The 14,956-nt window shown below is 63.2% G+C and carries 15 protein-coding genes and 1 tRNA gene; 9 read left to right on the top strand and 7 right to left on the bottom strand.

Translation table 11 applies throughout. The features are described from left to right. The first annotated feature begins 193 nt into the window (after positions 1-193). From F3Y30_RS08660 to cysN, 3 genes are read left to right on the top strand one after another with little or no spacing between them, the layout of a single operon-like run. Entirely contained in the window at positions 194-943 is a 750-nt protein-coding gene (locus F3Y30_RS08660) for a phosphoadenylyl-sulfate reductase (protein WP_203426045.1), read from the top strand. 52 nt (positions 944-995) lie between these two features. Beyond that, entirely contained in the window at positions 996-1,949 is a 954-nt protein-coding gene (gene cysD / locus F3Y30_RS08655; protein ID WP_203426044.1) for a sulfate adenylyltransferase subunit CysD, read from the top strand. Position 1,950: 1 nt separating this feature from the next. Then, positions 1,951-3,432, top strand: coding sequence for a sulfate adenylyltransferase subunit CysN (gene cysN, locus F3Y30_RS08650; protein WP_203426043.1), 1,482 nt, complete (start codon positions 1,951-1,953; stop codon positions 3,430-3,432). A 97-nt stretch (positions 3,433-3,529) separates the two neighbouring features. On the opposite strand, the gene F3Y30_RS08645 is transcribed toward cysN, so the two are convergent. The 4 genes from F3Y30_RS08645 to F3Y30_RS08630 form a co-directional block, all read right to left on the bottom strand. Beyond that, positions 3,530-4,159: a LysE family translocator gene (locus tag F3Y30_RS08645; protein ID WP_203426042.1), complete on the bottom strand. Its 630-nt coding sequence runs from the start codon at positions 4,157-4,159 to the stop codon at positions 3,530-3,532. A gap of 558 nt (positions 4,160-4,717) precedes the next feature. Continuing rightward, the gene (locus F3Y30_RS08640; RefSeq protein ID WP_203426041.1) at positions 4,718-6,013 is read right to left on the bottom strand and encodes an HlyD family type I secretion periplasmic adaptor subunit; all 1,296 of its coding nucleotides are present in this window, start codon (positions 6,011-6,013) and stop codon (positions 4,718-4,720) included. A gap of 124 nt (positions 6,014-6,137) precedes the next feature. Next, a complete protein-coding gene (locus F3Y30_RS08635) occupies positions 6,138-7,862 on the bottom strand; it encodes a type I secretion system permease/ATPase (RefSeq protein WP_203426040.1) in 1,725 nt (574 codons plus the stop codon). 214 nt (positions 7,863-8,076) lie between these two features. Continuing rightward, complete coding sequence (locus F3Y30_RS08630) at positions 8,077-8,604, bottom strand: MgtC/SapB family protein (protein WP_203426039.1); 528 nt, start codon at positions 8,602-8,604, stop codon at positions 8,077-8,079. 141 nt (positions 8,605-8,745) lie between these two features. Between F3Y30_RS08630 and F3Y30_RS08625 the strand changes: the two genes are divergently transcribed. The 3 genes from F3Y30_RS08625 to F3Y30_RS08615 all read left to right on the top strand — a co-directional run bounded on the left by F3Y30_RS08625 (position 8,746) and on the right by F3Y30_RS08615 (position 10,655). Beyond that, positions 8,746-8,822 (top strand) — tRNA-Pro (locus F3Y30_RS08625). A gap of 157 nt (positions 8,823-8,979) precedes the next feature. Next, positions 8,980-9,564, top strand: a complete 585-nt coding sequence (locus F3Y30_RS08620) for a dual specificity protein phosphatase family protein (RefSeq protein WP_203426038.1) — start codon at positions 8,980-8,982, stop codon at positions 9,562-9,564. Positions 9,565-9,698: 134 nt separating this feature from the next. Beyond that, positions 9,699-10,655 (top strand): DMT family transporter, encoded by a 957-nt coding sequence (locus F3Y30_RS08615; RefSeq protein WP_203426037.1) that lies wholly within the window; start codon positions 9,699-9,701, stop codon positions 10,653-10,655. Between the two features lie 38 nt (positions 10,656-10,693). Here the strand turns inward: F3Y30_RS08615 and F3Y30_RS08610 are convergent, their stop codons facing one another. Next, complete coding sequence (locus F3Y30_RS08610) at positions 10,694-11,878, bottom strand: DUF3095 domain-containing protein (RefSeq protein WP_203426036.1); 1,185 nt, start codon at positions 11,876-11,878, stop codon at positions 10,694-10,696. Between the two features lie 100 nt (positions 11,879-11,978). Beyond that, on the bottom strand, positions 11,979-12,437 hold the full coding sequence (locus F3Y30_RS08605) for a YbaK/EbsC family protein (protein WP_203426035.1): 459 nt from the start codon (positions 12,435-12,437) through the stop codon (positions 11,979-11,981). Between the two features lie 242 nt (positions 12,438-12,679). On the opposite strand from F3Y30_RS08605, the gene F3Y30_RS08600 reads away from it, so the two are divergent. The 3 genes from F3Y30_RS08600 (at position 12,680) to F3Y30_RS08590 (ending at position 14,303) form a co-directional block, all read left to right on the top strand. After that, positions 12,680-13,018, top strand: a complete 339-nt coding sequence (locus F3Y30_RS08600; protein WP_203426537.1) for a hypothetical protein — start codon at positions 12,680-12,682, stop codon at positions 13,016-13,018. A gap of 76 nt (positions 13,019-13,094) precedes the next feature. Further along, on the top strand, positions 13,095-13,847 hold the full coding sequence (locus F3Y30_RS08595; RefSeq protein WP_203426034.1) for a class I SAM-dependent methyltransferase: 753 nt from the start codon (positions 13,095-13,097) through the stop codon (positions 13,845-13,847). Between the two features lie 126 nt (positions 13,848-13,973). Continuing rightward, positions 13,974-14,303 (top strand): hypothetical protein, encoded by a 330-nt coding sequence (locus F3Y30_RS08590; RefSeq protein ID WP_203426033.1) that lies wholly within the window; start codon positions 13,974-13,976, stop codon positions 14,301-14,303. Positions 14,304-14,452: 149 nt separating this feature from the next. Here F3Y30_RS08590 and F3Y30_RS08585 read toward each other — a convergent pair whose 3' ends face one another. Then, positions 14,453-14,791 carry a hypothetical protein gene (locus F3Y30_RS08585; RefSeq protein WP_203426032.1) on the bottom strand — a complete coding sequence of 113 codons (339 nt, stop codon included), beginning with the start codon at positions 14,789-14,791 and terminating at the stop codon, positions 14,453-14,455. Between the last annotated feature and the right edge of the window lie 165 nt (positions 14,792-14,956).

Genomic DNA, 14,956 nt, shown 5'->3' with positions numbered 1-14,956 from the left:
TCATCCGCGCAGCCGTGGACAGTCCTGCCCGCGGGCGGTCCCGCAGGGCTTTGCACACCGATGGGACGATTTGTTTTGAGACGGCGGAGCTGTGGAGATATTTGCTCTGAACGGCTTGGATTGGAAATCCGTTTTCCTGTCCCCTCGGGAAGTGACCTGCAATAATCCGGCCACTTCGAGACAGGACACCATCATGACTGCCATTACCGATAAGGGGACCGCCAAGGCCCTCGATGATCAGCTTGCAAGCCTCGATCTCGCCGGCCGGCTTTCGCTCGTAGCGAGCCTAGGCGGCCGAACCGTGTTCACCACCAGCCTCGGCATCGAGGATCAGGTCATTACGGCCGCAATCGGTACGCACCGGTTGCCGATAGACGTCGCGACGCTCGAAACCGGGCGGCTGTTCAAGGAAACCGTCGATCTGATCGGCGAAACCGAAAGCCAGTACGACATCACGATCACGCGATACCATCCGCTGAAGGACGATATCGACGAGTACGTCGCCAAGTACGGAATGAACGGCTTCTACGAGAGCGTCGAAGCGCGGCACGCCTGTTGCGGCGTGCGCAAGCTGAAGCCGCTTGCGCGCGCACTCGAAGGGGCATCCTTCTGGATCACCGGCCTTCGTCGCGGCCAGTCGGGCAACCGTGCGGAAACACCGTTCGCGGAATTCGATGCCGAACGGAACCTGATCAAGATCAACGTTCTCGCCGACTGGGACATCGAGACCCTGAAGGCCTACGTCGAGGAGAATGCGGTTCCGGTCAACCCGCTTCATGCCCGCGGTTATCCCTCGATCGGGTGCGAACCCTGCACCCGCGCCATCAAGCCGGGCGAGCCCGAGCGGGCCGGCCGCTGGTGGTGGGAGAACGACGAGAAACGCGAATGCGGCCTTCACGTGCCCGAAGCCGCCCTTCCCTCGCTGGAATCGAGCGCGCTCTGAAGCGCGCCCCGCCCACGGCGGTCAGCAAAACATTCTGGAGATAATACCGAACATGTCCGACATTTCTGGCAACGCGGAAGCGCGGCGCACTGCGCCTGCAAAGCCGCCGCTCGATCCGCATCTGAAGGCGCTCGAAAACGAAGCCATCCACATCTTCCGCGAGGTAGCCGCCGAGTTCGACAAGCCGGTGATGCTGTACTCGATCGGCAAGGATTCGTCCGTCCTGCTGCATCTGGCACGCAAGGCCTTCTATCCGGGCCGCGTCCCCTTCCCGCTCCTGCACGTCAACACGGGCTGGAAGTTCGCGGAGATGATTGCGTTCCGCAACGAGATCGTGAAGCGCTACGACCTCGATCTCGTCGAGCACATCAATCCGCGCGGCGCGGCCGAGAACGTGACGCCGTTCACGCACGGCTCCGCGCGCTACACGGACATCATGAAGACGGAAGCGCTTCGCCAGGCGCTCGACGCCGGCAAGTATGACGCCGCTTTCGGCGGCGCGCGCCGCGACGAGGAAGCCTCCCGCGCCAAGGAACGCATCTACTCCTTCCGAACGCCGGACCACCGCTGGGATCCGCGCAACCAGCGCCCCGAGCTGTGGAACATCTACAACGGCATGATCAACCGCGGCGAGAGCGTGCGCGCCTTCCCGCTGTCGAACTGGACGGAAGTCGACATCTGGCGCTACATCCAGGCCGAGGAAATCCCGATCGTGCCGCTCTATTTCGCGAAGAAACGCCCCTTTGTGGAGCGCGACGGCATGATGATCCTCGCCGAGGATCCGCGGCTCGAGCTGCTCCCCGGCGAAGTCCGCCAGGAGGGCGTTATACGCTTCCGTACACTCGGCTGCTTCCCGCTGACCGGCGCGATCCGTTCCGAGGCAACCACGCTTGACGACATCATTTCGGAGCTGGAGACGGCCACCGTCTCCGAACGGCAGGGCCGCGCGATCGACCGCGACCAGTCCGGCTCCATGGAAAAGAAGAAACGCGAAGGGTATTTCTGAGATGACCGTATCCGCAACTGCAAGCGCCGCCACGATCGACGTGGCGGCCGAACCGGCCCGGTCGTCCCGTGATTCCCGCCCGCTGCGGCTCATCACCTGCGGCAGTGTCGACGACGGCAAGTCCACGCTGATCGGCCGACTGCTCTGGGATACCAAGGCCGTCAAGGAAGACCAGGCGGCGACGCTCAAGCGTGATTCCTCCGGCAAGCAGAACGATCTCGGCCTTCCCGACTTCGCCCTGCTGCTCGACGGGCTCCAGGCGGAACGCGAACAGGGCATCACCATCGACGTCGCCTATCGCTACTTCTCGACCGACCGGCGTTCGTTCATCGTCGCCGACACCCCCGGCCACGAGCAGTACACCCGCAACATGGCGACGGGCGCCTCGACCGCCGATCTCGCCGTGCTTCTGGTCGATGCCCGCACCGGCATCCTCGAGCAGACCCGCCGGCATGCCACCATCGCCACCCTGATGGGCATCCGCCAGTTCGTGCTCGCGGTCAACAAGATCGACCTCGTCGGCTACGATCGCAGCCGGTTCGATCAGATCTCGCACGAGTTCCGCGAACTGGCGCTTTCGCTCGGCGTGAAGCAGATCACCGCCATTCCGGTTTCCGCGCTCAAGGGCGAGAACGTCGTTTATGACGGACGTTCCTCCATGGCCTGGTACGAAGGCCCGACGCTGGTCGAAACGCTGGAATCGGCAACCGTCCGTTCCAGCCACACGGTCGGCTTCCGCCTGCCGGTCCAGCGCGTCTCGCGGCCGGGCGAAAGCTTCCGCGGATACCAGGGCACCGTCGCAGGCGGCGCGGTCAAGCCTGGTGACAGCGTGGCGATCCTGCCCTCCGGCATTGTCGCGAACGTCAAGCAGATCGTGACCTACGACCTCGTGCGCAATGCCGCCGTGGCCGGCGACGCGATCACGCTGGTGCTCGACCGCCAGGTCGACGTATCGCGCGGCGACATGATCGTCTCGATCGACAACCAGCCGATGACGGGCCGCAAGTTCGACGCACAGATCGTTGCTCTTCAGCCCGAAGGCATCGAGCCGGGCAAGCGCTACTGGCTGAAGAGCGGCAGCCGCCGCCAGCGCGTGAGCGTGCAGCCGGCAAGCCAGCTGGATCTGAAGAACGGCAAGTGGACGGATACCGAGAAGCTGGCGATGAACGCCATCGGCAAGGTGCACCTCACCTTCGACGAGCAGGCGATCTTCGACACCTACGAGCAGAACCGCACCACCGGCGCCTTCATCCTGATCGATCCGGAGACCCACAACACGGTCGCCGGCGGCATGATCACGGACCGGCTTTCGGAGATCGGCGGCATCCACAAGGACGACGAGCGCGTCATCCTTTCGCTGCCGGCAGATCTCGCAGAGAAGCTGATGGCAACCGCGATCTTCGCAAACCGTCGCCACGACGCGGACGTGCGCCACACCAGCGTGGGACGCGCCGCAGAGATCCTGGCGGACCTCGACAAGTAACCGGTCCGGCTCAGCTGTAACGAAAGAAGGGGGCTGCGCGAGCGGCCCCTTTTTCTTATGCGCGCAAGCCAGCGGTGCGCCATGCCGGGCCGGGTGCCTACGTCTTCGAAAGCAGCAAGCGGATACCGGCATACCCGAAGACCAGCGCAAGCGTGCCTTCGATCCAGCGCCGAGTTTTCTGATAGGCCTGCCCCATCAGAGCCGTCGAGAAGATCAGGGCGTACCCGACGAAGACCGTAACTCCGAGGATCGCGCAGCCCGCCACGATCGCCTGCAGGGTGTACGGCGGGGCGTCAGGACGCAGGCCGAGGGACATGATCGCGATCCATCCGAGGATGGACTTGGGGTTGGTCAGATGAAGCAGAAGGCCTTTGCGATAGTGGGTCGTTCTTTTCCCGGGGGCATCGGCAATCACCGGCCGAACACGGTCCGACAGAGCCGATCTTGCGGATTTGAAAGCGAGATAGAGCAGGTAGAGACCCCCGGCAATCTTGATCGCAATGAGAGCCCCGGCATATTCGGCCAGAAGTGTGGACATGCCGGCCGCGGCAAGAACCGCCCAAAACATGCTCCCCGTCATCACACCGAGTGCCAGGACCACAGCGGACGCACGCCCCTGGCTCATCGCAACTCCCATGATGGCCATGTTGCTGGGACCGGGGCTCGCGACCGCGATCAGGTACGTGGCATAGACAAGCATGAGATGATTGACGTGCTCCAGATGCATGGGCTCACTCCGCTTTCCTGGCGGCCGCAAGGAACCGCATTTGTCGGGCACTGTACCCGGTGTCAGTCCATAAGAAATACCGATGTGAGAGCATCAGCCCAAGGCGGCTGCGGTCTACAGGATCAACACCGTCGTCGCAGATTGCCGAGATTTGAATCGGATTTGAGGCCGCTGTTTGTGATGGCGCAGTTTCTGACGCGCGCGCCGGCGAAGCGGCTTAAGGAATCAATGAGAGTCTTCTCAAGGGGTTGAGCCGGAACGTTGAAGTTCCAGCATCACATTACGCACCCCTGCTCTCCCTCATACCCGGCAAGCGACCACGAGCCATGCAAGGTCATTTGAGACGACGACCTCCCGGACGCAGCCGGGCGAAGGAAGCCAAGGACGGCAGAGGGAATGCCTTGGAGCGCGAAGGGCCTTCCGACGAAGGGAAAGGGACACCATGTCTTCACGGCGCGCTCAAGTGTCCTGTATGCGGACCGCCCCACTGTGGGGGCGGTGCTGTTTCAATAGTCAGGTCCAGCGGGCTTGCCGTTCCGACCTCTTTCCGGAAGCAGATTACCGCTCGCGGAACGCCTTTGCGAAATAGTCGGCAAGTGGCTTCACCAGATATTCGAGCGGCGAGCGCTCGGTGGTCTGGATGAAGGTCTCGACCGGCATGCCGGGCATCACGTGCTTGTCGCCGAGCTTGGCGAGCTCGCCGGCATCCGGCTTGATCTCGGCCTTGTAGTAGGTGGCACCGGTGCGCTGGTCCGAGAGCACGTCGGCTGCGACCTTGGTCACATGGCCGAAGACCTCCGGCGTGGAGCGGTGATCGAAGGCGCCGAAGCGAATGTGCGCCGTCTGCCCCACGCGGACCTGGTCGATCTGCGTCGGCGAGATCTGCGTCGAGATCACGAGATCGCTCTCCTGGGGAATGATGTAGAGCAGCGGATCGGCGGCCCGGATGACCGAGCGCAGCGCATGAACCTGCATCCCCAGCACCACGCCCGGCACCGGTGCGGTGATATCCATGCGGCTCAAGGTCTCGAGCTTCGCGGCGCGGTTCTCCTTCAGCTCGGCGATCTTGGCCTCGATCTCGCGCAAGGACGTCGTCGCCTCTTCCCTCACTTCGGAATCGATGTTGAGAATGCCGATCTCGATTTCGGCAACGCGTCCGGCGTTCTCGGCAATGTTGGACTGGGCCTGGCTGATCGTGCCCTTGATCTCGGCTTCCTCGCGCTGGAGCTGGAGCACGCGGCTGGCATTGGTCAGCGACTGGGCGAGCAGCTTGTTCTGGGCATCGAGCTCCTGCCCGATGAGAGTGAGTTGGGTCTTGAGAGCGGCGATGCGGCTGTCCAGTCCCTCGTTCTGCTTGGCGATCTGGACCTTCTTTTCTTCGAGCTGGGCGATCTGCTTGTCCCGGGTGTCCTTGCGGGCCTTCATCAGGCGCGTCTGGCCTTCGATGATTTCGGCCGCTTCACCATTGGTCTTCGCCACCGCGATCAGCTCCGGATCGAAGCTGATCTCGTTCTTCTCGTCCTGCTCGGCCTTGAGGCGGGACGCCATGCCCATCAGGCTGAAGAGCTGGCCCTCGATGACCGTCAGTTCCGAACGATCGAACGCATCGTCGAGCCGCATCAGCACGTCGCCCGCCTTCACGGTATCGCCGTCCTGAACGAAGATCTTGCCCACCACGCCGCCGGTCAGGTGCTGAACGACCTGGCGGTTGCTGGCCACCTCGATGATGCCGGATGCGACGACCGCACCGTTGATCCGCGTCAGCGAGGCCCATGCGGTGATGCCGCCGAGGAAGACGAAGATCGTTGCATATCCAGCAAGGAGATAGCCTCGGCTGGTCCATTTCTTGTCCATGGTACTCAATTCCTGTCCATGTATCGGTCCGGGCTCGCCCGCGAAGACCGCAACCGGCCCCCGGCGGGGCCATGCCCCAATTCAAGGTCGCGAACGCCTCTGCTCATGCGCACGCGGCCGCTGACTACTTGCCGCCTGTCCCGCCAACGACCTGCGCGTGGTTGCGCAAGTGCGCACGCAACACATCGTCGCGCGGACCGAAGGCAAGACGCTGGCCGTTTTCCAGAATGAGAATGAGATCGCATTCCTCGATCGCGGCCGGGCGGTGCGCCATGATGACGACCGACTTGCCGTCCGCCTTGAGATTGCGGATCGCCATGTTGAGCGCCATCGATCCCTCGGCATCGAGATTGGAGTTCGGTTCGTCCAGCACGACGAGCACAGGGTCGCCGTAGAGCGCGCGGGCGAGACCGACGCGCTGCTTCTGTCCGCCGGAAAGGCGTCCGCCGTTTGCCGAAAGCTTCGTGTCGTAGCCATCGGGCAGACGCAGGATCATATCGTGCGCACCCGCCTTCTTGGCGGCTTCCACGACCTTTTCCGCGTCCGGATTTACCGCCATGCGCGCAATGTTCTCGGCGACGGTCCCTTCGAACAGCACCACGTCCTGCGGCAGGTAGCCGACATGGTCGGCCAGCCCGTCGAATCCGTATTGCTCGAGCGAGGCACCATCGAGCCGGGCGTTGCCGCCGGCCGGCGGCCAGATGCCGGTGAGGATGCGCGCGAGCGTGGACTTGCCGGATGCGCTCTGGCCGATCACGCCGAGCGCCTGGCCCGGACCGAGGTCGAAGGACAGCATGCGCAAAGTCGCCACCTTCTCGCCCGGAGGCAAAGCCGTGACCTGATTGACTTCGAGGATCGCCCGGGGCTTCGGAAGCGCGGTGCGGCTTTCCTCTGCCGGTACCTTTTCGAGGAGGACCGAGAGCTGTTTCCAGCCCTGGAAGGCGCGCTGCACCAGCGACCATTGACCGATCGCGCCTTCGATCGGCGCGAGCGCGCGGCCGATGATGATCGAGCTTGCAATCATTGCGCCGGCGGTGATCTCGTTCTGCAGCACCAGCCAGGCGCCGAGCGCCAGGATCGCGGACTGCAGGAACACGCGGAAGGTCTTGGAGGAGATGGCGTAGAAGCCGTTGCTGTCGCTGTAACGAATGTTGGCGATCAGCGCCTGGTCACGCAGCTTCTGCCATCGGGTGGCGACCGAATGGCGCATACCCAATGCGCGCACCGTATCGCTTTCCTTCTGCAGGGTCTGGGTCATCTCGTCGCTCTGGCGACTGATCTGGACCGCCTTTTCCTGGTCTTCCTTCGTGCCGTTCTGGTTGAGCCAGGTCAGCGCGATCAGGATAAGCCCGCCGACAACACCGAGCATTCCCATCAGCGGATGGAAGGTGAAGATGACGAAGATGAAGAACGGCGTCCAGGGAATGTCGAAGACGGTGAAGACGGTCGGAGACGACAGGACCCGCTGGATCGCGTCGAGATCTCGCATGCCGGTCGTCGTATTGATGCCGCGGGCATGAAGTGCGGTGCGGTCGAGCACCGCGTTGAACACGCGGCTGTCGAAGCGTGCCTGGAACCGGGCGCCGATGCGGGCCGCGATACGGCTGCGGATGTGATCGAGAACGCCCATGATCGTGAAGAGGCCGGCGATCAGCCCGGTCAGGGCAACGAGCGTGGCTTCCGACCGCGATGCGAGCACGCGGTCGTAGATCTGCAGCATGAACAGCGGGCCTGTCAGCACCAGAAGATTGACGAAGAAGCTGAAGCAGCCGATTGCGATGAAGCCTGTCGCGCTGCTGCGCAGCGCCGCTCGCAATTCATCGGCACCAGCCTTACTTGAAGAGCTCATTGCCCCTCCTGAACTTGCCAGAAACCTGGCTCAACCGAATAGAATGAATAGGGTCTGGACTTCAGCAGCAACGCGCTGCTTTCCCCCGGGATTCCCGGCGACGAGACCTACGTCCCCATATGAGGACGATATACGTCGCGGCCGGCTCCTAAATCAAGAGTTGGACAAGAATTAGTCTCGACCAAAGCGAGTAAGACAAAAGATTGCGCGTGGCTCAGGCGCGGGGACGCTCTGGCGACGGGTGAGGCTTCCGGTCGTCGGCCTGTTTATCGTCCTGAAGGGCTGCCTGCAGCCTCCCAAGCCCGTTCAGAACGAGGACGCATGCGATGCCCGCGAAGAAGGCGATCAGCCAGTAGCCGAGCCCGACCGCAAGGCCGACAGCTCCCGACAGCCACATGCCGGCACCGGTGGTCAGGTTTTTGACCTGCCCCTGGGAAAAGACGATCATGCCCGCGGCAAGGAATGCAACGCCTGAGGTTACCGCCTCGACGACCCGCAGCGGATCGATGCGGACCTGGTCCCCCGAAAATGCAGCAAGATGAACGCTTTCGACGGAGATGATCGAAAAGACCGCCGCCGACAGGCTGACGAGGATATGGGTGCGCAGGCCAGCGGGGTGATCCCTGTACTCGCGCTCGAAGCCGATGAGCGCACCGAGCACGATCGCCCCCGTCAGCCGAGCTGCGATAACGGGATAGGGAATTTCCGTGTCCGGAAAGAGGTCGGCAAGGATCTGTTCCATGGTGCGCAAACGCGCGTCCCGTCCGGAGGTTCCGCCGGGTCCAGCCAAGGCCGACCGAAGGCCTGTTGAAGACCATGGATTTTTTTCAGATTTCCGCTTGTGGAAACGGAGAGCCTGTTCTATACGGGGCGCCGCTGGTCACGGAGTGTAGCGCAGCCTGGTAGCGCACCTCGTTCGGGACGAGGGGGTCGAGTGTTCGAATCACTCCACTCCGACCAGCCGAAATCCTTCCCGATATTTCCCTACCTTGTTTGAGATCAGCGGCTTACGGCGTATGTGAAGCCGTTCAGCTGCTTGTCAGATTGATACCGCACAACGAGCCCGGTTGCATGGCGATGGTCGCCTGCGCGTCACGGTTTGCTTGGAAGTATCACGATGACGGTCCTGAAATGCCTTCATAAACATTCGGCGCGCGTTTTTGCGACGATCGTCGCGGTCGCGGCTTCCGGGCTCGGCGGATATCTCGGCTATCTCCAGGTGAGCGGCAATTTCCACACCGTCGTTCCCGGCGAGCTCTATCGTTCGGGGCGGCCGACTTCCCACGAACTGGAACGATACGCCCGGGTCTACGGCATCAAGACTGTCGTGAACCTACTCGGACGAAACGAGGGCGAGCGATGGTACGAGGAAGAGTCCGAGGCGGCGAAGAGGCTCGGGCTGAAACTCCTGGATTTCAAGATGTCGTCCTCGACGATGCTTTCCCCCGGTCAAGCCGACCAGCTGGTGACCCTCCTCAAGACCGCCCCGAAGCCGATCCTGGTTCACTGCAAGGCGGGCGCGGATCGCACCGGTCTCGTCTCGGTGATCTACAGCGAGCGCATCGCGGGCATCTCCGAAGAGATCGCCGAACGGCAACTCTCGTTGTTTTTCGGCCACTTCAGCATCCCCTTCATATCTTCAGCATATGCAATGGATGAAAGCTGGGAAGAGCTCGAGCGGCACTACGGCATAGGAAGCTGACCCATCGCCTTAGCCGCGGCTGCGGCCGTTGCGCGGCAATTGCGCATAGCAGCTATTCTGTAAACGCGTCTTCTCCAAATTTCTTTTCGCGCGTAAAGCGGGACCAAGATCAAACTGCGCAGAACTGAAACCCCATGCCAAGCCATTCCCCGTTTCGCGGCGTGCTCGTCGCGTTCGCGGCCTATGCCGTGTTCGCGGTATCCGATGCCTCGATCAAGATCCTTCACGGGGCCGTGCCGTCCTATCAGGTCGCCTTCATAGGCGCCCTTCTCGGCTTCGCCGTCCTGCCCTTCATCAAGGCGCCGGGAGACAGCTGGCTCGACATGGTGCGGACATCAAGCCGCCCCCTGTGGCTGATGCGCTTTGCCTGCGGCGCCATCGGATCGATCGCCTCCATCATCGCCTTCACCGAACTTCCGATGGCGGAAGCCTTCTCGCTGCTGTTTTTGCTGCCGTCGTTCGTGACAGTTCTCTCCGTGCTGTTTCTCAAGGAAGACGTCCGCTGGCAGCGCTGGGCGGCCGTGATCGTCGGATTCCTCGGCGTCCTCGTCGTTCTGCGCCCGGGCTTTCGCGAGCTTTCGGTCGGCCATCTCGCAGCCGCCATCGGGGGCCTCAGCGCCGCCATCGCGATCGTAGTTGTGCGGGCGCTCGGCCCTTCGGAAAAGCGGCTTTCGCTCTATGGATCGGGACTGCTCGGCACGCTGATCGTCAGCGGCGCGCTGACGGTCTCGCAGATGGTTCCTCCCACGCCGCTGCAATGGGTCTATCTCTCGAGCTACGGCCTTCTCGGCGCGCTCGGCAACGTCATGCTGATGAATGCCGCCAGGATGGCGCCGGCCAATCTCGTCGCGCCGCCGCAATACAGCCAGATGATCTGGGCGATCGGTTTCGGCTATCTCGTCTTCGATGACAGCATCGACCTGCCGATGGCGATCGGCATCGCGCTGATCATCCTGTCCGGCCTCTTGACGCTTGCGCGCGAGCGCGTGCGCGGCACGCCGCTACCGACCTCCGTCGTATCGGCCGACAACCAGGCCGCACTTGCGACCACCGAGAAGGTAGAGGGAGAGCTGCTCGCCACGGATCGATAGGCGCCGACCGCTGACGTTGCGCCCTTCCACGCTGGCGTTCAGGACGAAACGGCGTGGGGCGGGGCTGCGGCAGCGGCCTTCAGCTGGCTTGCAGCAATCGCATATCCTCCTGCCGCCCCATCGATGAAATGCACATGATCCCGGCTCATCGGCGTCGGCACGACGCAGGTCATCAGGGCGGAATCCTGCTTGTGCAGCCCGTATCGGCAGACGCCCGCCCTCACCGCGGCGGCAAGCCTCGCCTCGATCGCGGCAAGGCGATTGCCGCCTACATCTAGGGTCATCTTGAGGCCATCGTCGAACTTGCGGAAATCCGAATTGCCGGCGACATCGGCCCGATAGACCTTCGCGTTGAAACGGCCGAGGTGGCCGTCGATGCGCAGCAGCCAAACCATCAGCACATATTGCAGGATGATCATCAGCCTGGCGCGCAGACGAAGGCGCCAGTTCGGAGGAGCGGTCGCCCTCACCTCCGCGTCCATGCCCTCTTTCGACAGTCCGAGCTCCAGGGTCTCGACCGCTACCGGGTGGCCGGCACGCTCCTCCGAGGAGGCGATGGCGATGATGTCGGTGACGAGCGCCTGGAATTCCCGGTCGGCGGCCGAACCGGTCGGTAACGCGATTATGGAGACGATGCTGCCATGACGCGCACGGATCGGGTTCCAGCGGCAGGAAAGGCCGGTGAGATCAGGCCGCGTGCCGGGCGTCGCCGGTTCCACGCCGTACAGCCCCTCCTTCATCCTGCATTCGGCCCAGTTTGACCCGCCACCGGCAAACATCGCGTAGGAGACGAAATCGTTGACCTTGTAACGCGCGATGCGGACATCGTGACCCGCGTTGCGGATTTCGGAGAGGTCGACGAGTGCCGCGCGCATGACGAGCTGCATTTCCTCGCGCACCCAGGTCTGGATGGCGGCAAGCGCCAGGCGCGCCTTTCCGATCGCGGACGGGGGAACGGCAACCAGCGCCCCGTCACCGCCGAAGACATAGGGCAGGTCATGCTGACCGATGGCGTTGAGCACGGCCGAGATCACGCCCGCACCCGCCATGTTCACCGCCTTGTAGCGCCCTGCTGCAACCGCTCCCGTGGAATCCACGATATCCGCGACCGCAAGCACCCATCCCTCCGGAAGGGGATGGTAGTTGCCGCCGTCGGCCACGCCCGAGAAATCCGTGAAGGCGGGCAGCGTCGCATAGAATGTATCGCGGTCGCTCTCTCCCATCGGATCAACCTACCATATCCCTCCAAGGGAGGGACCAATGACTGGAACACGAATTGTTGAGGACCATCCGCCCGGCGAGGCGGAGAAAGCCCGGCTTCATCTATTGGCAGACGTCGACCCAGGTCGCTCCGACGAGCGACACGAGGCGCTCCGGCGCAATCCTGACGGCGGCGTTGGTGGCGCCTGCCGCCGGAACGACCTCGTCGAACTGCTGGAGCGACTGGTCGCAATAGATCGGCAGTGGGCCCGGCAGCCCGAACGGACAGACGCCGCCGACGGGATGGCTCGTCACCGCGACCACCTGCTCGGCATCGAGCATGCGGGCCTTGCCGCCGAAGCGGTCCTTGAACTTGCGGTTGTCTATCCGCGCCGAGCCGCTGGCCACCACCAGCATCGTCTCGTCGCCCACCTTGAGGCATATGGTCTTGGCGATCTGCTCCGGCTCGACCCCGTGTGCGGCGGCCGCGAGTGCGACCGTCGCCGAGCTCTCCGGTGTTTCGATGACATCGATGTCTGGCGCGTGTGCGCGGAAGAATGCGCGGACGGATTCGAGACTCATGGTGGAAATCGATAACCGACGCAGCCAGAAAGGGCAAGGCATGCGGGCGGCGGCATGCGTTGGGGCGGCATGGGACACAAGTGTTGCAAATCGGCAAAACTCGTCCGCCAGTTGGGTTGAATACCTGGATTTTCCGGGGCGGAGGATTCCCCTTTTTGCGGGGCTTCGATAGAGCAGTGAATGCGCTCCCAAGAGCCGGCTAAACGCCGCCGCACGCACGCATGTCCAAGGATCTGGAACTCATGTATCTTCGCAATGCAATCCTGGCTGGTCTCGCCCTCGCCATAACCGGCTGCACCACCACTCCCACCATTCCGACGAACCCGCTGCAGGCGCGTTGGGGCGGCAAGTCTGCCGGAACCTTCTTCGCCGCCTACGGGCCGCCGCTTTCCGACACGAGCGCATCCGACGGCTCCACGCTCTACAGCTGGCGCGGTGGCTATACCAAGCGTCGCGCCTGCCAGGTCGAGCTCACCGTCGCCTCGGACTACAGCATCCGCAAGATTCGCACCGTCGTCGACCATCCGGATCCGAAGGGCGGACCGACGCACTGCGAAAAGGTACTGGACGCCGCAAGCTGAGCGGCGGCGCCGAAACCAGACAGAACGAAGGGCCGGGAGCGGATGCACCGGCCTTTTTCATTTTCGAGAGGGCCCGATGAGCGAAGACCTGCTTTACCACGATCCGGCCCTTGCCGATTTCTACGACCTCGAGAACGGCTGGGGCACGGACCTAGAATTCTGCACGAAGATTGCCCGCACGGCCCGCTCGGTGCTGGATCTCGGGTGTGGAACGGGCGAGCTCGCGGTGGCGCTTGCGCCCGGCCGGAGCGTCGTCGCCGTCGATCCGGCAAGGGCTATGCTGGAGATCGGCCGGGCCAAATCCGGCGGGAGCGCCGTGGAGTGGATCGAGGGGGATGCCCGCAGCCTCAGCCTCGACCGCCGCTTCGACCTCGTTCTCCTGACCGGACATGCCTTCCAGGTGTTCCTGACCGACGAGGACCAGCGGGCGGTGTTCACCACGATCGCCCGGCACCTCGGGCCGGGTGGACGTTTCATCTTCGACACGCGCAATCCCTCAGCCGAGGAGTGGCTGGAATGGGTCCCTCACCTCTCGCGTCGCGAGCTTGACCATCCGCGCCACGGAAAGGTCGCGGCCTGGAACGACATGAGCCACGATGCGGCGGCAGGCGTCGTCACCTACGAGACGCATTACGAAGTGAAGGCTTCCGGCAAGCGGCTTTCCGCCACCTCGCAGATCCGGTTCACGCCCCGGGAAAGGCTGGAGCCGATGCTTGCCGATGCAGGCCTTGGCGACGCGCAGTGGTATGGCGACTGGCGCGGGTCCCCATGGGCTCCCTCTTCCCCGGAAATCATTCCGCTCGGACGGGCGCTGAAAGGCGGTGGCTGATGTTCACGCCGCGGCGGGTAAATATCTATTAATATTTTAGTTTTTCGTTTAGTTCGCAGATAACCGCATTCGTTATCCCATTGGCAAGGTTCCGCCGTCATTATTTTAGGAATCGCTGGAGGGAGTATGATGCACCCGAGATTTGCCGAGGATAAGCCGGTTCGGCGCCGATATGGACTGCCCGTTGTTTCCGCCATTCCGGGGCTCGTCTTCGGCGGAATCCTGTTCATCCTGTTTGATCATTTCGCTGGAATGGGCCTCGTCGGCGCGTTTGCCGCGGCGGTGACCGACTGCCAGATCAAGGGAAATATCGGCAGCACGCCGGACGAGCGGATCTACTACGTGCCCGGCCAGCAAAAGTACGACGGCATCCGCATCCGTCCGGGCGACGGAGAGCGGTGGTTCTGCTCGGAAGCGGACGCCCGCATGGCGGGCTGGGAGCGCGCGAGAAACTGAGGCTGTCGTGACCCCGGGCGCTTGCGGCCCCGGGGATGCAGCGTGTCTGGTGTGGCGCGCGGCGACGCTGCGTGGATTCGGGAGCGCGAAACCTGCGCCCTTGCCCGCCGGTCAGCGCCGGAGAGCGGGGAGCGCAGGCGCTCACCAGATCATTCGTGGATAGTGTACGAGCCCATTTCGCAGAGGTTCTGCGTGTCATCAGTCGTATCGAGATCGGAATCGTCGGAGAACTCGAAACGCATGTCGTAGTCGCAGACGTCGCGACCATCGGCAATGGTGATCTCCATGGTCTCGCCGGGCCTCAGCACCTGCCGGCCGAAGATATCGTCCTCCCACTGGTCGACGCCCGTCGGGGAAGCATAGAAATTGGTCAGAACGGATCCCGTGCCGTTCTTCAGGCTGAAGACGAGATCCTCGGCAAGCGACGGGCCTGCAGAGCAAATGAAGGAAGACGCAATAAGGCTGACGGCAATCAAACGGCTTTTCATCGGTGAGCATCCTGGCCCGAAATTGGGCAAGTCCCTGCTAGTTTTCGACTTTCCCCCTGTCAACGCGCCGGCGGCGTCTAAATCTGGGGCATGCGGCGACGAGTGAGCACCTGTCAGCCTGTCCACAGCGCCCCCTCCCCGAGGTCGCTTCGAGCTTGACGATGT

Origin of the sequence: Sinorhizobium sp. BG8, assembly GCF_016864555.1 — a bacterium.
Classification (GTDB): Bacteria; Pseudomonadota; Alphaproteobacteria; order Rhizobiales; family Rhizobiaceae; genus BG8.
This window is presented reverse-complemented; position numbering and strand designations above follow the sequence as displayed.